This window comes from Paludisphaera mucosa, from assembly GCF_029589435.1.
GTDB classification, from domain to species: domain Bacteria; phylum Planctomycetota; class Planctomycetia; order Isosphaerales; family Isosphaeraceae; genus Paludisphaera; species Paludisphaera mucosa.
This window is the reverse complement of sequence record NZ_JARRAG010000002.1, coordinates 2,998,016-3,015,506: the sequence shown is the minus strand read 5'-3', so window position 1 is coordinate 3,015,506 and position 17,491 is coordinate 2,998,016. Positions and strand designations below refer to the sequence as shown.

The window sequence follows — 17,491 nt, the reverse complement described above, 5'->3', positions numbered from 1 at the left end:
GAACTCGATGGCGCTGAAGGCGGAGATCGTGTCGATCGGCAGCGAGCTGGTGAGCGGCCAGAGCCTCGACACCAACAGCCGATGGCTGAGCGCCGAGCTGGGGGCCCTGGGGATCCCCACCGCCTTCCACACCACGATCGGCGACGACATGGACGACAACGTCCAGGTCTTCCGGATAGCCTCCCAGCGCGCCGACCTCGTGCTGGTCACCGGCGGCCTGGGCCCCACCCAGGACGACCTCACCCGCGATGCGCTGGCCCGCACGGCCGGCGTCAAGCTCCACGAGGACGCGGGCTCGCTGGCCGCGATCGCCGCCCTGTTCGCGCGACGGAACCGGCCGATGGCCGAGCGGAACAGGATCCAGGCCATGCTGCCCGACGGGGCCGAGGCGATGCCCAACCCCGTCGGCACCGCGCCGGGGGTCTGGATGAAGGTCGGCCGCGCCGCCTTCGCCGCGATGCCCGGCGTCCCCTACGAGATGCGGCAGATGTTCCAGGAGCAGGTCGTTCCCCGCCTCCGCCAGCGGCGCTGGGTCGAGCGGGTGATCGTCCACCGCAAGATCGCGCTCTTCGGCAAGGGCGAGTCCGAGTTCGAGGCCGAGGCGCTGGACCTGACGGCTCGGGGCCGCGTCCCCGAGGTCGGCATCACGGTCCACGACGCCACCATCAGCTTCCGCATCCGTGGCGAGGGGGTGACGCAAGAGGAGGCCTGGGCCCAGACCGAGGAGACCGCCGCGCTCATCCGCAGCCGCTTCGGCCCGCTGGTCCTGGGCGAGGGGACGACCGACGTCGTCGACGCGCTCGTGGCCGAGCTGAACCGGACCGGAGCGACCTTCGCCACGGCCGAGTCCTGCACCGGCGGCCTGCTGGCCCAGCAGATCACGGCCGTCCCGGGCGTCAGCGCCAACTACTTCGGCGGCGTCGTGAGCTACGCCAACCGGGCCAAGACCGAGTTCCTGGACGTCCCGGCCCAACTGATCGAGGCCCACGGCGCCGTCAGCCCGGAGGTCGCCGCCGCGATGGCGCAGGGGGCCCGGGCCCGTTTCGGCGTCGACCTCGCGGTCAGCACGACGGGCGTCGCCGGCCCCGACGGCGGCACCCCCGAGAAGCCCGTCGGCCTGGTCTACCTCGGCCTGGCGACCCCCGAGGGCGTCGAGACCCGCCGCATCGAGGTCGGCCCCGAACAGCCCCGCGACGTCATCCAGCGGCGCTCCACGAAACAGGCCCTCAACTGGGCCCGAACGACCCTCCAGAGCTGGCCCGAGGCCGGCGGATCGCGATGAAGCTCAAACGCCAGCCCGAGGATTTCCAGGTCGAAGAACTCCCCATCGTCGCGGCGACCGATCGCGGGCGGTACACCTTCTACCGGCTCTCGAAGACCGACCTCGGCACCATCGAGGCCGTCGAGGCGATCTGCCGGCGCTGGAACATCCCGGGGGGCCGCGTGGCCTACGGCGGCCTCAAGGACCGCCACGCCGTCACAGTGCAGTACCTGACGATCTTCGACGGGCCCGCCCACGCGATCCATCAGCCCAACCTCGACCTGGAGCCGCTGGGGAAGCTCGAACGCGCCTACGGGCCCCAGGACTTCTCGGGCAACCGCTTCGTCGTCGTGCTCCGCGACATGACCGCCGGCGCGGCGGCCGAGGCCGGGCGGCAGCTCGTCGCGGCCTCGAACGACGGCGTGCCCAACTATTTCGACGACCAGCGCTTCGGCTCGGTGGGCTACTCGGGCGAGTTCATCGCCCACGCCTGGCTCCAGGGCGACTACGAGAAGGCCCTGCGCCTGGCCCTGGCCGAGCCCAACGCGTTCGACCGCTCGGAGACCAAGGCCCGCAAGGCGGCCCTGCGCACCCACTGGGGAAACTGGCCCGAGGCCAAGGCGGCGCTCGACCGTTCGTCGGAACGGAGCCTGGTCACCTACCTCGTCGACCACCCGACCGACTTCGCCGGCGCGTTCTCGCGGCACAAGCGGGAGCTGCGCGGGCTGTATTTCTCGGCCTTCCAGAGCTGGCTCTGGAACCTGATCCTCGCCGGCTGGATCGAGCGGAACACGACCCCCGAGCAGCGCGTGCTCGTCGACCTGAAGGTCGGCGCCCTGCCGTTCCCCGTCGGCCTCGACCCCGACCAGCGGCGGCTGATCGACGAGGCGGAGCTGCTCCTTCCTTCGTCTCGCACGCCGCTGCCGGACGGCCCGCTCGGCGAGATCGCGGCCGACGTGCTGGCCGCGTTCGGTCTGACCTGGGCGGACATGCGGGTCAAGAAGCTCAAGGACGTCTTCTTCTCGAAGGGCTCGCGCAGGGCCCTGATCCCGCTCGACGACGTCCGCTCAGAGGTCCTCGACGACAGCTTCGAGCGGGGCAAGAAGGCGGTCCGGCTGGAGTTCACCCTGCCGAAGGGGGCCTACGCCACCATGCTGGTCAAGCGGCTGACGGAGGCCGTGGGGGCCGACGCATGACGCCCGAGATCCTCTTCGAGGACAACCACTGCCTCGTCCTCAACAAGCCCGCGGGCATGCTCTCGCAGGGGGACGAGACGGGGGAGCCGAGCCTCGTCACATGGACGGCCGATTACTGGAAGGCGAAGTACGCCAAGCCCGGGAACGTCTACGTCGGTTTGGTCCATCGCCTGGATCAACCCACGTCGGGCGTGGTGCTGCTGGCGAGGACGAGCAAGGCCGCCGCGAGGCTCGCCGACCAGTTCCGCACCGGGGGCGTCTCCAAGCTCTACTGGGCCATCGTGGAGGGCCGGCCCGACCAGGATGCGGGCGACTGGGTCGACCACCTGGAGAAGGACCATCGCACGAATCGCGTGCGGACCACCGGCGAAGGCGAAGGGAAAGTCGCGAGGGTGGCGTTCGAGGTGCTCGACTCGGCCGCGGGGCTGACGAAGCTGGCGCTCCGGCCCTCGACGGGGAGGAGCCATCAGTTGCGGGTGCAACTGGCCGAGAGGGGGATGCCGATCGTCGGCGATCGGAAGTACGGCTCGAAACGGCTGGTGCGTGCCCTGGACGGCGAGCCGAGGATCGCGCTTCACGCGCGGGAGTTGACCTTCCAGCATCCGACGCTGGGCCAGGCGATCAGGATCGAGGCGCCGGTGCAGGCAGACTGGCCCGAGTCTTCGCCAGGATGGTCGGGATCGACGCGCGGCCGATGAAGGCCATGCGGAACGAAAGGCCGGTGACGAGCATCGCGGCGAACGGCTGCCAGACGTCCGAGCCGACGAGGCCGGCGCGCGCCGGCGTCGGGGCGGCGACGGTCGGGAGGACCGGCGTCGGCGCGAAGGCGAGGCGACGTTCGACCACCTGAGCCTGGACGGGCGGCTTGGCGGCGGGGGCGGCGGCCGGCTTCGGCGTCTCGGCCGGGGCGGCGGCGGTGGGCTTCACGCCGACGCGGGAGTCGACGAACTCTCGGGCGATCTTCCACGAGGCGGCGTCGTTCAGGCCCAGGTTCTCGGCCTCGCGGCGGGCGACGTCCCAGCCGATCTTGTCGTTCAGCACGCGGCGGATGTACCAGAGGGCCCCCGCGACGCGGCCGTCCTCGTCGAAGAAGTAGAGGGGACGTGCGGCGTCGAGCGACAGCTCGGAGGAGAATCGGTCGAGGTGCTCGCGGTCGAGCTTGGCCAGGTCGGTCGGGAACGAGACGTAGCGAAGTCCCCGGCGCGCGGCCTCGCCGATGAACGCGGGGTCGATCTTCGAGGGGTCGCGGAGGTCGAGCAATGTCCGGTAGCCCTTCTCGGCCAGCCAGCCGAGGCCGACGGTCGAGGGGACGCTGCCGCCGGCGAGCTTGAGGTCGACGGCGGCGAACCGCGCGACGCCGAGCGCCCCGTTGGTCGGGACGTCGACGTCCGGGGCGGGTGCGGCGGCTGCGACGGCCGGGGCCTGGGCCCCGGCGTCGCCGGCCGCACGACCGGATGGGTCGTGCGCCGGGGCCGACGTCGTGGTGGGCGTCGTCGCCGCGGCCGGGGAGGCCGCGGGGGCGGACGCCGACGCGGGAGACTGGGTTTTCACGGCGGCGGGGGCGACCGGAGGGCTGTCGCTCCGCTCGGCGACCTCGGGCGGGAGGTCGAGGGGGGGCAGGTGGTCGAGCACGCTCCCCGGGTCGGCGTCGTTGGCACGGCTCCGGGTGCGGGTCGCGTCCGTCGTCGACCGCGAGGCCGGCGACGAGACGACCGATTGCGTCAGGTCGACGCCCGGGTTCTGGACCGGACGTCGCGTTTCGTAGCTCGAGGTCGGCTGGCGGACGCCGCTGCTCGTGCCCGACCGGCTGCGAGTGGGGGCGGAATCGGGGGTCGCCGAGGGGAGCGGTTCGAGACCCGTCCCCGAGTCCGACGAGGGGACGGTCGAAGGCACGGGCGAGCCCTGGATGATCGTCGGGGTCGACGTGCCGAGGGGGACGGCCGGCGAGACCACGCCCACCGGGGCGCCGTACTCGACCGGGGAGTCGCAGCCGGCGGTGCCGCAGCCGTCGCCGCACGTCCCGAACCCGCCGCCGATCTTGCGGAAGGGGGACATGATCCGGCTCGTGGCGCGGGCGGGGAAACCGCAGGGGCTGAAAAGGCTGCAGCCCGAGCCGAATCCGCCGGAGCGGCAGCCCGTCTGGAGCATCGTGGCGACCATCAGCGATCCGAGGGCGAGGGCCTTGGCCCACCGCCTCCGACCCGACGGTCGGGCGCGGGCGAGCCCGCGCTGTCGCAACCAGCTCAAGCTGAACATGGCAAGAATCTCCCGTTTGAGGTGGACCCGATGCACGAACACCCCTCGCGACCCGCCCCTCGAAGATCGAAGCGCGGTCGGAGGGGCTTCCCCGACGTCCTCGGCTGGGACGGCCCGGTTCGTCAGGGGGCGACGGATCGAATCCGGCCGCCTCTCGGGACGCGACGGACCATCGCCTGATGACTGGACGGAGCCCGCCCACGGCCTGGAGGAAGGAGCGCGCATCGGGATGTCTCGGGTGCCGGATCAAGGAGGTCGAAGGTTCCCGCACGCTGGCGGCGATTGCGTCCGGGCCGGTGTTCGGATCCACTTCGGCGGCCCTCGTCCCCGAGGACGACGCCCGCCGAGGCGGCCTCTCACACGGCCCGACGCCCCGGGTGACCGGAGCGTGCAACCGTCTCGACGACCCCGTGGATCTGGGCCGTCAACGAAACTTAGCCGACGATCCTGGCGTTGCCAAAGATTCCGGGGGACTTCTACAATGGGCGCGTAAGTCCAGTTCGTTAAGTCGGTAAAGTTTCCCAGGCTTGACTGAAAACCGGCCCCGATGACGCCTCGACGACCCGCGCCGCCGGCAGAGTCTACGTCTCCGGCAAAGTTTCGTTTCGGGGCCCACGCACTCGTCGGGGCGCTGGCGCTGGTCGTGTTCGGCTGGAACCTAGGCGACGTCCCGTTCGTCGACGAGTACGCCTACATCACGCAGAGCTACTACGCCGACCTCCTTTTCGAAGGCCGGACCAACGACCCCGCCTGGCTCGACTTCCCGGCCTATGACCTCGTGCCCTTGCCGAAGTACCTCATCGGCCTGGCTCTGCGGGCCGCCGGCGAGCGCCGGCCTGGTCCCGAGGCCGCCCGCGCGTGGTACGGCGACACGTCGAACCGGTACGGCCCCCCGCGCGTCTTGACCGTGTCGCGGGCACCGTCGATCGTCCTGGGTGCAATCGGCTGCGTCGCGCTCGCGGTCATCGGGGGGCTCGCCTTCGACCTGCGGGTGGGCCTCGTCGCGGCGGTCCTGCTGATGCTCAACCCGCTCTACGCGCTACACGCCCATCGGGCGATGTCGGAAGCCCCCTGCGAGGCGTTCCTGATGGTCGCGCTCGCGCTGGCGCTCGCGGCCTGGAAACGGGCGCTGGCGCCCGAGACGGGGTGGCGGTTGATGCTCTGGCTGCCGGCGACGGGGCTGGCGACGGCCCTCGCGGTGCTGGCCAAGTTCAACGGCCTGCTCACGCTCATGACGCTGGGCGTCTGGGTCGGGCTCGCCTGGGCGATCCCCCGCGGCGGGCCCTGGGGCTGGGTCCGATTCGCCAGCGGGGCCCTCGTCGCAGTCGTCGCGGCGGGCGCCGGGTTCATCGCCCTGAATCCTTACATGACGGCCCGGCCGGCCCCGCCTCTGAGGCCCGAGGCGCAGCAAATCGCCGAGATGGGCGCCTGGGCGCGGTTCCGGCTCCTGATCGACCACCGCCGGACGATGTCGGCGAGCCAGCAGCAGGCCTTCGCGCACAACGCCCTGACGACGCCGCTGGAGCGGGCCAAGGTGGTCGCCGCGCAGGGCTTCGGCCGGTTCGGGCCGCTCGGACCCCGGAAGTCGGACTCGACCCGGCGGTACGATTTCGAGCAGGACTGGGGGGCGTTCGGCTGGCTCCCCTTGTGCCTCGCGGGCCTGGGCTACGCGCTCGCGATCGGCCTCGTCCAGTTCCATCGGCGCGAGCCGCCGGCGGCCTGGGCGGCGGCGGCGTGGGCCGTCGTCTCCCTGGTCGTGGTCGCGTCGTACCTCCCCATGGCCTGGGACCGGTATCAACTGCCGATCCAGGCCCCGTTCACGCTCCTGGCGGCGTCGGCCCTGGTCGCGATCGGCGACGCCCTGGGGCGGCTGGTCGGTCTCAAGTCGAAGGTGGGGCCGACCTGATGGACCGAGACTGGCTGCGGACGCGCCTGGGCGTATTCCTGGTCCTGCTGGCGAGCTACGCGTATTTCTGGCACTCGCGAGACTGGAACACCGCGAGCCGCCTGATGCTGACGTACTCGCTCGTCGATCGCGGCAGCCTCGCCATCGACGGCCTGGAGAACCAGACCGGCGACCGGGCCTATTTCCGGGGCCGTTACTTCAGCGACAAGCTCCCCGGCTACCCCCTGCTGGCGACCCTGCCTTACGCCGTCCAGCGCGTCCTGGGAGCGCGGCCGCACCCGTTGAACGGCCCGGCGTTGGCGTTCTGGCCCTCCGACTACGGGATCACGCTGGCGACCTCGGGATTGCTGACGGCGGCGGCGGCCGTCGTCCTGATGGGCCTCGCCCGCGACCTGGGGGCCTCGCGACGGGCGGCCGTGCTGTTCGCCCTGGCCTACGGCCTGGCCACGCCGGCGTATGTCTACGCGACGCTCGCCTACGGCCACCAGGCGTCGGCCTTCGCGCTCCTCTCCTCGTTCGCGCTCCTGGCTCGCCCGACGACGCGGCGTGACGGCCTCCGCACCTTCCTGGCCGGGCTGCTGGCGTCGTATGCGGCGGTGATCGAGCTGCAGGTCGGACCGGTTTCGGCGGTGCTCGGGTTCTACCTGCTCGGCCAGTGCGCGGCGAGGGCGCGACGCTGGGACGCGATCGCCTATTTCGGCCTGGGAGCCTTGCTGCCGGCCCTCGTCATGCTGCTCTACAACATGCTGGCGTTCGGGAACCCGCTGGACATGGGCTATTTCCATCACGCGACGGCCCAGTTCGCCAAGGTCCACAGCCGCGAGAACCCCCTCGGCCTGGGAGGGCCGGACTGGAGCCGGCTCGTCCCCTTGCTTTGGGGACGTTATCGCGGGCTCCTCTTCTATGCACCGATCCTGGCGCTGGCGGCGCCGGGCTGGATCGTCCTCTTCGCCGGGCGACGGTGGGGTTACGCGGTCGTGTCGCTGGCGGCGTCGGCGGCGGTGCTGGGGGTGAACCTCGCCTATCCCGAGTGGACCGGGGGCTGGTCGACGGGGCCTCGCCTGCTGGTCCCGTTGCTGCCGTTCGCGATGATCCCCGTAGCGGCGGTCCTGACCGCGTCGGGGCGTTGGGGACGGCTCGCGACGGCGGCCGCGATCGGGCTGGGGTTCTGTGGGGCTGTCCTAATGCTGCTCTTCCAGGGCGTCGGCGCGCGACTCCCGCAGGACGTGGCCGACCCGCTGGTCGAGGTCGTCTGGCCGCTCTGGCGTGGGCTGGAGGCGCTGCCGCGGTGGTGGACCGGCGAACGCTTCACGCGCAACCTGGGCGGGCTCGCCGCGGGCGGGTTCCTGGACGGCCTGCCCGCGAGCTGGCAGTGGGTGCAATTCCTGCCGCTTGTCGCGTTCCAGGTCACGGGGGCGGCCTGGATGTTGAGTCGGGGCGAGCCTGCTCCGGCGAGCCCGGCGGCGACGGTCAGCTCTGGGTGTTGATGAGCAGCAGGACGGCCGTCGTCCCCACCAGGGCGGCGAGGATCCAGAGGCAGAGGCGGATCGAGCGCATCCAGATGACGGGCCACGACTCGTACCGCGAGGCTGTGTAGACCAGGCTGATCGCGGCGACCAGGGGCAGGATCAGCCAGTAGATGTGCGACGGGGCGTTCATCAGGCCGCGCCTCCGGCCTGGACGGCGGTCGCCTGGGCGGCCTCGTCCTTCGCCTCGGGTTCGGGCTCGTCGCCGTAACCGTAGGCGGGGCCCTCGTAGGCGTCGTAGATGGCCAGGACGTTCAGCAGGCCGGCGACGGTCGTGTAGATCAGGCCGATCTCGTAGGGCTTGCCGCCCAGGAGCAGGCGGTTGAGCACGTTGGGAGAGGGCTCGGCCATGAAGCCCCAGAGGAAGTTCGAGTCGGGCCGGAAGTGGTGGATCGTGGCCTGGATGAGGGCCGGCAGCGCGGGCAGGCCGACGAAGAACTGGCCGACGTAGTGCAGCATGAACTTGTCGGTGTTGAACGGGCTGACCCACCGCCAGTAGACGTTCTTCCCCTCGCCGAGCGCGAAGCCGACGACGTACAGCCCCAGGATGCAGAACGCGTACAGGAGCCCCTTCCCCGTGCGGCCCTGGTACATGTGCCCCAGGCCGGGGACGAGCCACGCGAGGAGGGCGGCCCGGGCCGGGTCGCGGAGCGGGACGGGGTTGTCACTCATGTCGGGGTGGGCCTGAGCGGGGATTCGGCGTGTTCGTCACCGGGAAACGTGCGACCATTCTAGCATCGGCGGCCTCCTCGCCACCACCCCGACCCCGCCGCGCCGGGTCTCAGCCCAGCGGGACGCGGCATTCCGGGACGACGCCGTCGACGACCTCGGACGAGACGGCCTCCAGCCCCCGCGACGCCGCGGCGGCCATAGCCAGCGAGGCCAGCCGGCCGAGCCCCTTCGGCACCCCGAGCGACGCCGCGTGCAGCCGGACCACGGCCCGGTCGGTGAAGATCCGGTCGGGACAGCCCGCGGCGGCCAACTTGTCCGACAGGTAGGTCTGGGCCTCGGTCCGGGTCAGCGGCGAGAGACGGAGCGTCAGCGTCCAGGGAGCGGGCGCGTCGTCCTCGATCTCCTCGTCGCGGCGAACCAGGATGGTCGTGGCTCCTTCGATGCGGGCGAGCCGCTCCAGGTCGGGACGGGAAGCGGCGTCGAGGCCCTCGCAGCCGTCGACGGCCAGCACGACGCGCCGCCCCTGGAGCGTGCAGACCTTCGCCGCGCGTTCCAGCCCGCGCCAGGCCGTCGCACGGTCGTCGCCCAGGGGCCCGGACGATGGACCCGCCAGCCGATCGGCCAGCGCACGCAGCAACGCGGGGCCGTCGATCGGGTCTTCGACCAGGGCGATCCGGCGGTCCGCGCGGCGGGCCTCGGCGAGGGCCTGGCGGAGGATCGTCGACTTGCCCACCCCCGCCGCCGCCGTCAGCACGGCCAGCGGCTGGCCGGCCTCGATCGTGTACAGGAGGCGGTCGACGGCCTCGCGGTGCTCGGCCAGCGGGACGAACCGCGCGGGCGGGTCGAGGAACGGGTCCCGGTTCAGCCCCCAGTGTCGCCACATGGTCCCGCCCCTTTATCCTGGAGATCGCGCCCCAGCTTGAAGAGCCATCCCGGAGCCGTCCCGTTGTCGCAACGCTTCTACTGCCCCACGCCGCCGGTCGACGGCCGCTATCGCCTGGACGCCGACGAGTCGCGTCACCTGACCCGCGTCTGCCGGCATGGGGTCGGCGACCTCGTCGAGCTGTTCGACGGCCGGGGGTTCGCCGTCGCCGCCCGGGTCGCGACGGCCGGCAAGGACGCCGTCGCGCTCGAAGCCGAGGGCCCGCCGCTCCCCGACCGCGAGTCCGCCTGCTCGATCGAGGTCGGGACGGCCGTCCCCAAGGGGGACCGGTTCGACTGGCTCGTGGAGAAGGCGGTCGAGATCGGCGTGGCGCGGGTCGTGCCGCTGGTCACCGAGCGTTCGGTCGTCGATCCCCGCGGCTCGAAGCTCGATCGGCTCCGGAGGACGATCGTCGAGGCCTCGAAGCAGTCAGGACGCAGCCGTCTCATGGATCTGTCCCCTCCCGAGGCGCTGGGGGCGTTCCTGGGACGAGCCGACGGCCTCCGCCTGCTCGCCGACCCCGCGGGCGTCCCGTGCCACGCCTGGCCGCCGATCGCGCCGGGCGTCGCCGTCCGCCTGGTGGTCGGCCCGGAGGGAGGGCTGACGGACGAGGAGACCGAGCAGGCCGTCGCGACGGGCTGGATCCGGGTCCGCCTGACCGCGTCGATCCTGCGGATCGAGACCGCCGTCCTGGCCGGGGCCGCCGCGATCCTGGCCCGGGTTCAGGCGGTCCACTGACCTTCGGACTTGTCCTGGTAGACCGACCACACGAAGCCGTCGGGGTCTCGGAGGGCGAACTCGCGCCATCCCCACTCCTGGTCGGCCGGCTCGCCCGAGACGCTGAGCATGGCCCCCTCGTCGAGGCACTTCTGGTAGAAGGCGTCGACGTCGTCGACCTGGAGCTGGAGGTGGATCCCCACGCCGAGCCGGGTGTCGGCGAACTCCTCGGCGTGCGCCTCCTGGGCGTGGAGCATGACCGTGAAGGCCTCGATGCGCAGGATCGCCAGGCTGTAGGGGCCGTTCTCCTGCTCGGCGTGGACCTGCAGGATCTCGGCGCCCACGACCTCGTTGTAGAACTCCAGCGAACGCCGAACGTCTTTTACATAGAGGAAGACGCTCGTGACGGAGGCCCCCATGGCATGACCCTTTCCGCATGATACGACGGCTCGATCTCGACCCTGGATTCCGCGGCAGGATACCCCCAAGCCTGGGTTCTGACAATCGCGACCGCCGGCCTCAGCCCGAGGCCGGCCCCGCGCCCGGCCGGGCCTCGCCCCCCAGGAAGTCGACGGCCCGCCGCATGGCAGGCAGCAGATAGCCGGCGGCCGAGTAGTGGCCGCAGTCGTACCAGACGATCGGCGGCTTCCCCGCGGCCTCCCAGAGCATCCGGGCCGAGGCCGGCGGGATCACCTCGTCGACGTTCCCGGCGATCATCAGGACTCGCTTGCCCGCCAGGCCGGCGGCGTAGGTGAGGGGGTCGTACGGGTCGGTCATGGCCTTGAGGTCGGCGACGGTCTTGCCCGCCTCGCCCCACGCCTTGCGGAAGGGGGCCGTCTCGGGCATCTCCCAGAGGACGTTGGCGAGGTCGCCGCCGGCCAGCAGCAGGGCGGCCGACTTGACGTCGGGGTCGACCGAGGCGACGAGCGACGACACGATCCCCCCCAGGCTGATCCCGGTCATCCCCAGCCGCTCGGGGTCGACGTCGAGCCGCGAGGCCAGCCACCGCAGGCCGCGGCGGACGTCGCAGACCCCCTGGCGCATCGACCGCATCGTCCGCTCGATGTCGTCCGAGAGGAACTTGCGGGGGACCGGTCCGGGGCCGTTCGCCGTCCGGCGCTCTCCATAATAGGGGAGCTTGACGAACAGCGCTGCGACGCCGCGGTCGGCCAGCCGGGCGGCCAGGTAGCGCGAGAGCGGGAAGTCCGAGCCCAGGATGTGCAGCACGACGACCGCCGGCCGCCGGCCCGGGAAGCCGACGGGCTCGAAGTACTCGGCGTGCACTGTGTTGTTGGCGACGTCGGGCGTCTCGACGGGCGACGGGAACGTCAGCGTCGAGACCCGACACCGGCCGGGCTGGTCCACCGGCGTCAATTCGTAGGCGAACGTCGCCGGTTGGAGCCGGAATCGCTCGGGGACGGCCGCCTCGCTCGGGCCGGGGCGGACGACGACCTCGCCGCGCTCGACGGCGGGGGGGGCCAGGCCCAGGATCGAGCCTAAGAGCAACGAAGCGACGAACATCGGCGAGTGCTCCCTGCGAAAGCCGGGTTGTCGGGAATCGGCGTCCGGGCTAGGCTACGGCCCCACTGGAAGTTACGGGAAAGGGAGTTCCCCGGCTATGGGATCGTTGTCGGAAATCCTCGGCCGCCGGCCGCCGGGGCGGGTCTGCATCATCAAGCCGAGTTCCCTCGGCGACGTCGTGCACTCGCTGCCGATCCTCCCCGAGCTGCGCAGGCTCTGGCCCGACGCCCACCTGAGCTGGGTCGTGAGCCGGTCGTTCCGGAGCCTCCTCGAGGGCCGGGCCGACCTCGACCGCGTCATCCCCTACGACAAGGGGCCTTCAGGGATCTCGCTGAAAGGTCTACGCGGGATCGCGAGCCTCACCTCGGCGCTGGCCCGCGAGCGGTTCGACCTGACGATCGACCTCCAGGGGCTTTTGCGCTCGGGCCTCATGACGGCCGCGACGCGGGCCCCGATCCGTGTGGGCCTGGCCGACGCCCGCGAGGGGGCCGGCTGGTTTTACACGCATACGGTCGACGCCCCCCGGGCGAGCGTCCACGCCGTCGACCGGGTCATGGTCGTCGCCGAGGCCCTGGGCGGGCACCCGTCCGAGCCCCAGTTCTCGCTCCCCGTCGGCGAGGCGGACGAGGCCTGGGCCGATCGCGTCCTGGGCGGCGTGCCGCGACCCCGGCTGGTCCTGAACGTCGGCTCGCGCTGGCTGACCAAGCGCTGGCCCGTCCGCAACTTCGCCGAGATCGCGCGGCGGGCGGTCGCCGAATTCGGCGCGGCGGTGGTCGCCGTCGGGGCCCCCGAGGATCGCGAGCTGGTCGACGCCCTGCGCGAAAGCCTGGGGAAGACGCCGGTCCTGGACCTCTGCGGCGGGACCTCTCTGCTCCAGCTCGCGGCGCTGGCGAGGCGGTCAGACGTCTACCTCTCGAACGACACCGGGCCGCTCCACCTGGCGGCGGCGGTCGGGGCCTCGGTCGTGGGGGTCTACACCTGCACCGATCCCAGGCTGACCGGTCCGTACGGGCCGCGTGCGGCGGTGGTGCGGAGCTGCGTCTGGTGCGCCCCGAGCTTCCTCAAGACCTGCGACCGCCTGGAATGCCACGACGAGGTCAGCCCCGACCGCGTCTGGTCGGTCGTCCGTCCTCGGCTGGCCCGGGCGGTCGGCTCGGCGGCCTGAGCGATCGGCCGCGTCTCGGCCGTCCCATCGTCGGTGGCGTTGGAGCGGGCCGTCCGCCGGACTATGATGGATCGGCGGCGGTCGGAGAGGTGCGGGGCGGGGCGAGTCGGGGCGAAGGCTGCGGATGACGCGATCACGTTACATCGTCGGGATCGACCTGGGGACCACCAACTGCGCCGTGTCGTACGTCGACACGAAGGGGAAGGAGCGGCCGGCGGCGGACATCCGGGCGTTCGAAGTCCCCCAGCTCGTCGCGCCGGGGGAGACCGCGCCGCGGGCGATGCTCCCCTCGTTCGTCTACCTGGCGGGGGGGCCGGAACTGCCGCCGGGGGCGGCTCAGCTTCCCTGGGGCGACGGCGGCGACCGGATCGTCGGCGAGTTCGCCCGGCTGCAAGGAGCGAAGGTCCCGAGCCGGCTGGTCTCCAGCGCCAAGAGCTGGCTCTGCCACCCGGGGGTCGATCGCGAGGCCGCCATCCTTCCCTGGGGGGCGCCTCCCGAGGTCCGGAAGATCTCGCCCGTCGAGGCCTCGGCGGACTACCTGATCCACGTCCGAGACGCCTGGAACCACGCGATCGCCGGCGACGAGCCGACGCGGCGGCTGGAGAAGCAGGAGATCGTCCTGACCGTCCCCGCCTCGTTCGATGAGGCGGCCCGCGAGCTGACCCTGGCCGCGGCCCGTCGCGCGGGGCTGGAATCGGTCACGCTCCTGGAGGAGCCTCAGGCGGCCTTCTACTGCTGGATCGTCACCCACCAGGAGCGCTGGCAACGTGAGGTCCGCGCCGGCGAGTTGATCCTCGTCTGCGACATCGGTGGCGGCACGACCGACTTCAGCCTCATCACCGTGGCCGAGACCCCCACCGGGCCGGGCTTCCGCCGGGTCGCGGTCGGCGACCACCTGATGCTCGGCGGCGACAACATCGACCTCGCGCTGGCGCATCACGTCGAGAAGAAACTGGGCGGCCTGAAGCTCGACGGCGAGCAGTGGAGCGCCCTGCGGTTCGCCTGCCGGACGGCCAAGGAGAAGCTCCTGGTGACGCAGTCGCCGCCGCTGGAGCGCTGGCCCGTCACGATCGCCGGGCGGGGGTCGCGGATCATCGGCGGCAGCATCCAGTCGGAGCTGTCGCGGGACGAGGTCCGGCGAATCGCGCTCGACGGCTTCTTCCCCCAGTCGGCCCGCGGCGAGGAGCCGGCGAAGGGCTCGAAGCTGGGCCTCCAGGAGTTCGGCCTGCCGTTCGTCGCCGACCCGGCCGTGCCCCGGCACCTGGCGTCGTTCCTCCGCAAGCATCAGACCCACGCGGTCGGGCAGGGGGCTCATCCGCCGGACGACCGCCCCGCGCGGCCCGACGCGATCCTCTTCAACGGCGGCGCGCTCACGCCCGAGACGATCCGCCAGCGCCTCGTCGACGTCGTCGGCTCGTGGTTCGCCGACGACCCGGGCCCGGCCTACGCCCCGCGCGTGCTGTCGAACGTCTCGCTCGACCTGGCCGTCGCCCATGGCGCGGCGTACTATGGCGTCGTCCGCCGCGGCGGCGGCATCCGGATCGGCGGCGGGACGGCCCGGTCGTTCTACGTCGGGCTGGAGAGCGACCGGCCCGAGAAGCCCTGGCTCTGCGTGGTCCCCCGCGACGCCGAGGAGGGGGACGAGATCGCGATCAAGGGCCGCGACTTCGACCTGCTCATGGGCCAGGCGGTGGTCTTCCCGCTGGCGAGCAGCTCCGTCCGCCCCGACGACAAGCCGGGCGACCTGGTGGCGGCCGACCCCGACTCGATCCGCGAGCTGCCTCCGCTCCAGAGCCTGATGCGGGTCGGCCGCAAGGCCAAGGCCGAGCGCGCGGCGGTCAACATCGCGGCCCGCGTCACCGAGGTCGGGACGATCGAGCTGTGGTGCCAGTCGCGGAGCGACGACCGCCGCTGGCGGCTCCAGATTCAACTTCGAGGCGCCGCCGAAACGCACTCGCCGCGCGAGCCGGTGGCCGACGCCGAGACCGACCGGATCGTCGTCGAGCAGGGCGAGCTGGACGCGGCCGTCGCGGCGATCCGGGCCGCGTTCCTGTCCCCGGCCTCGGCCGCGAACGCCGACGACGGCCCGGCGCGGATCGTCAAGAAGCTCGAAGAGGTCCTGGACGTCGGCCGCGACGGCTGGCCCCCCTCGGCGCTGCGGGCGTTCTGGGAGCCGCTCCGCGACCTGGCCGACCAGCGGCTCAAGAGCCCGCGGCACGAGTCGCGATGGTACAACCTGGCGGGCTACGCCCTCCGCCCGGGCCGAGGCTTCCCGCTCGACGAGCTGCGAATCAAGGCCCTCTGGCCGGTCTTCCACCAGGGCGTCAAGCACATCAAGGACGTCCAGTGCTGGGCCGAGTGGTGGATCCTCTGGCGTCGCGTCGCCGCCGGCCTGACCCGGCCCCACCACGAGGAAGTCCACCGCCGGCTGGCCCCGTTCCTCAACCCGCCCAAGGGCTCGACGCCCGCCAAGAAAGCCGGCCGGCCCAAGCCCGAGCCCCACGAGATGGCCGAGATGTGGCGCTGCGCCGCCGGCCTGGAGCGGCTCGGGGCCGAGGTCAAGGAGACGCTCGGGATCGCCCTGGCGAAGGAGCTGACGCGAACGGCGATCCCGGGATATGTCCTCTGGTGCCTGGGCCGGCTCGGCGCCCGCGTGCCGCTGTACGGGCCGGCCAACACGGTCGTCCGCCGCGAGACCGCGGAGCGCTGGGTCGAGGCTCTCGCCGGCCGATCCTACGCCCCGGGCCGCGAGTCGGCCGACGCGATCTTCGCCCTCGGCCAGGTCGCCCGCTATTCCGGCGACCGCGTCCGAGACCTCTCCGACCCGGTCCGCGCCCGGGCCCTCGAAGCCCTGACGAAGCTGGGCGCCGACGAGGCGACCCTGCTCCCCGTCCGCGAGTACCACGAGCTGGAGGCCGCCCAGCTCGGCCAGGCCCTGGGCGACGCGCTCCCCATCGGCCTCCGGCTGCGGAGCGAGGCGGAAGCGACCGCATCCTAGAGGACGGGCAACGTCCCGACCCACCTGGCGACGTCGTCGATGACGCGCACGTCGACGAACCCCGGCTTTTCGTACTCGGCCGGCGTGGCCTTGCCCTCGCCCTTCAGGAAGCCGTGGTTGAGGTCGGGGTAGAGCCTCACGGTCGCGTTCGACCGTCCGTTCAAGGCCTTGCGGAGCAGGTCGAGGTCGGCCTCGGTGACCTGGTAGTCGCGGCCCCCCTGCAGCACCAGGACGGGCAGATTCGGCAGCTCGGCCAGGAGCTTGGCCGGTTGCAGGGCGTCCATCGACTTCCAGTAACGCACCGGGGCGCCGAGCGCCTTCTCGTCGTCCTTCGCCGTGCCGGCCTTCATCCGGGCGAGGACCTCGTCGAGCTTGGTGTCGATCTCGACGAGCCCCTTGGCGCGCTCGGGGTCGACCTTGCGGATGTGCTCGATCTGCTCGCGGACCAGGTCGGCGGAGGGGCGGGCCGAGGCGGCGAGCAGGACGATCCCGGCCAACTTGCCGTCCTGCCTGGCGATCAACGGGGCCGAGGTCCCGCCCAGGCTGTGGCCCATGACGAAGATCCGCGCGGGGTCGATCCCCTTCCAGCCCCGGGCCTTGGCGGCGGCCGCCAGGGCGTCGTCGACGACCTCGTCCTGGACGCCGACCGAGCCGAGGATCTTGGGGTCGGCGTAGCGGGCCTTGTGGGCGTGCGTCCGCTTCTCGTAGCGGAGCACCGCGACCCCCCGGCCGGCGAGGCCGTGGGCCAGGTCGCGGAACGGCGCGTTGGGGCCGATCGTCTCGTCGCGGTCGTGCGGGCCCGAGCCGTGGACGAGGATCACCAGGGGTGCCTTGTCGACGCCCTTCGGCCGGGTCAGGGTCGCGGCCAGCGGCCAGCCCTCGGCCCCCACGACGACGTCCTCCTCGGTGTATTTCGCCGGGTCGACGTAGGGCGGGTCGGGTTTCTTGACGGCCGGCGCTTTCGGGTCGGCCGCGGCGGGGGTGAGGAAGAAGCCCTCGATCTTGCCCTCGGGATCGAAGCTGACCAGGGCGTCGAGCGGGGTCGTCTTGAACTCGCAGCGGATCCGCACCCGCCGCGACGCGCCCACGCGGTCCTCGCGGGGCTCGCCCATCGCCGTGACCGGGCCGAGCTGCTTCTCGATCCCCGTCCAGACGGCCTTCAACTTCTCGGTCGAAAGGGCCGCGGCCATCTTCGGCCCGAAGGCCGCGTGGGCCTCCTCGAACTTCAACGCCTTGCACAGGTCCAGGAACCTGCGGGCGTCGTCCTTCGGCTCGCCCGCCCACGCCGTCGTCGATATCAGCAAGATCGGCAGCAACCGCAACATCGTCGCGTCCTCCCCTCTCGGCTTCG

15 protein-coding genes are annotated in these 17,491 nt (G+C 72.1%); 8 read left to right on the top strand and 7 right to left on the bottom strand.

Annotation, left to right across the window (positions count from 1 at the left end):
* The first annotated feature begins 7 nt into the window (after window positions 1–7).
* From PZE19_RS21200 to PZE19_RS21190, 3 genes are read left to right on the top strand one after another with little or no spacing between them, the layout of a single operon-like run.
* Window positions 8–1,282 carry a competence/damage-inducible protein A gene (locus tag PZE19_RS21200; RefSeq protein ID WP_277862595.1) on the top strand — a complete coding sequence of 425 codons (1,275 nt, stop codon included), beginning with the start codon at window positions 8–10 and terminating at the stop codon, window positions 1,280–1,282.
* Window positions 1,279–2,457 (top strand): tRNA pseudouridine(13) synthase TruD, encoded by a 1,179-nt coding sequence (gene truD, locus PZE19_RS21195; RefSeq protein ID WP_277862594.1) that lies wholly within the window; start codon window positions 1,279–1,281, stop codon window positions 2,455–2,457. The genes PZE19_RS21200 and truD overlap by 4 nt, the downstream gene beginning before the upstream one ends.
* The gene (locus PZE19_RS21190; RefSeq protein ID WP_277862593.1) at window positions 2,454–3,155 is read left to right on the top strand and encodes an RluA family pseudouridine synthase; all 702 of its coding nucleotides are present in this window, start codon (window positions 2,454–2,456) and stop codon (window positions 3,153–3,155) included. The genes truD and PZE19_RS21190 overlap by 4 nt, the downstream gene beginning before the upstream one ends.
* Here PZE19_RS21190 and PZE19_RS21185 read toward each other — a convergent pair.
* Window positions 3,079–4,713 carry a protein-tyrosine phosphatase family protein gene (locus PZE19_RS21185; RefSeq protein WP_277862592.1) on the bottom strand — a complete coding sequence of 545 codons (1,635 nt, stop codon included), beginning with the start codon at window positions 4,711–4,713 and terminating at the stop codon, window positions 3,079–3,081. The genes PZE19_RS21190 and PZE19_RS21185 overlap by 77 nt on opposite strands.
* Before the next feature lie 643 nt (window positions 4,714–5,356).
* Here PZE19_RS21185 and PZE19_RS21180 point away from each other — a divergent pair.
* Both PZE19_RS21180 and PZE19_RS21175 read left to right on the top strand, forming a co-directional pair.
* Entirely contained in the window at window positions 5,357–6,619 is a 1,263-nt protein-coding gene (locus PZE19_RS21180; protein ID WP_277862591.1) for a phospholipid carrier-dependent glycosyltransferase, read from the top strand.
* Window positions 6,619–8,106 carry a glycosyltransferase family protein gene (locus PZE19_RS21175; protein ID WP_277862590.1) on the top strand — a complete coding sequence of 496 codons (1,488 nt, stop codon included), beginning with the start codon at window positions 6,619–6,621 and terminating at the stop codon, window positions 8,104–8,106. Before PZE19_RS21180 ends, PZE19_RS21175 begins: the two co-directional genes overlap by 1 nt.
* On the opposite strand, the gene PZE19_RS21170 is transcribed toward PZE19_RS21175, so the two are convergent.
* From PZE19_RS21170 to PZE19_RS21160, 3 genes are all read right to left on the bottom strand, one after another.
* Complete coding sequence (locus tag PZE19_RS21170) at window positions 8,090–8,278, bottom strand: hypothetical protein (RefSeq protein ID WP_277862589.1); 189 nt, start codon at window positions 8,276–8,278, stop codon at window positions 8,090–8,092. The genes PZE19_RS21175 and PZE19_RS21170 overlap by 17 nt on opposite strands.
* A complete protein-coding gene (locus PZE19_RS21165; protein ID WP_277862588.1) occupies window positions 8,278–8,817 on the bottom strand; it encodes a DUF6677 family protein in 540 nt (179 codons plus the stop codon). Before PZE19_RS21165 ends, PZE19_RS21170 begins: the two co-directional genes overlap by 1 nt.
* Window positions 8,818–8,926: 109 nt before the next feature.
* Window positions 8,927–9,700, bottom strand: a complete 774-nt coding sequence (locus PZE19_RS21160; protein WP_277862587.1) for an AAA family ATPase — start codon at window positions 9,698–9,700, stop codon at window positions 8,927–8,929.
* Window positions 9,701–9,763: 63 nt separating this feature from the next.
* Between PZE19_RS21160 and PZE19_RS21155 the strand changes: the two genes are divergently transcribed.
* Window positions 9,764–10,477 carry an RsmE family RNA methyltransferase gene (locus tag PZE19_RS21155; RefSeq protein ID WP_277862586.1) on the top strand — a complete coding sequence of 238 codons (714 nt, stop codon included), beginning with the start codon at window positions 9,764–9,766 and terminating at the stop codon, window positions 10,475–10,477.
* Here PZE19_RS21155 and PZE19_RS21150 read toward each other — a convergent pair.
* Together PZE19_RS21150 and PZE19_RS21145 are read right to left on the bottom strand one after the other, a co-directional pair.
* A complete protein-coding gene (locus tag PZE19_RS21150) occupies window positions 10,462–10,875 on the bottom strand; it encodes a VOC family protein (RefSeq protein WP_277862585.1) in 414 nt (137 codons plus the stop codon). The genes PZE19_RS21155 and PZE19_RS21150 overlap by 16 nt on opposite strands.
* Window positions 10,876–10,975: 100 nt before the next feature.
* Window positions 10,976–11,977 (bottom strand): alpha/beta hydrolase, encoded by a 1,002-nt coding sequence (locus PZE19_RS21145; RefSeq protein WP_277862584.1) that lies wholly within the window; start codon window positions 11,975–11,977, stop codon window positions 10,976–10,978.
* 97 nt (window positions 11,978–12,074) lie between these two features.
* Between PZE19_RS21145 and PZE19_RS21140 the strand changes: the two genes are divergently transcribed.
* Together PZE19_RS21140 and PZE19_RS21135 are read left to right on the top strand one after the other, a co-directional pair.
* Window positions 12,075–13,142, top strand: a complete 1,068-nt coding sequence (locus tag PZE19_RS21140; protein WP_277862583.1) for a glycosyltransferase family 9 protein — start codon at window positions 12,075–12,077, stop codon at window positions 13,140–13,142.
* A 124-nt stretch (window positions 13,143–13,266) separates the two neighbouring features.
* Window positions 13,267–16,140, top strand: coding sequence for an Hsp70 family protein (locus PZE19_RS21135; protein ID WP_277862582.1), 2,874 nt, complete (start codon window positions 13,267–13,269; stop codon window positions 16,138–16,140).
* Here the strand turns inward: PZE19_RS21135 and PZE19_RS21130 are convergent.
* The gene (locus PZE19_RS21130; protein WP_277862581.1) at window positions 16,137–17,465 is read right to left on the bottom strand and encodes an alpha/beta hydrolase; all 1,329 of its coding nucleotides are present in this window, start codon (window positions 17,463–17,465) and stop codon (window positions 16,137–16,139) included. The genes PZE19_RS21135 and PZE19_RS21130 overlap by 4 nt on opposite strands.
* Window positions 17,466–17,491 lie beyond the last annotated feature (26 nt).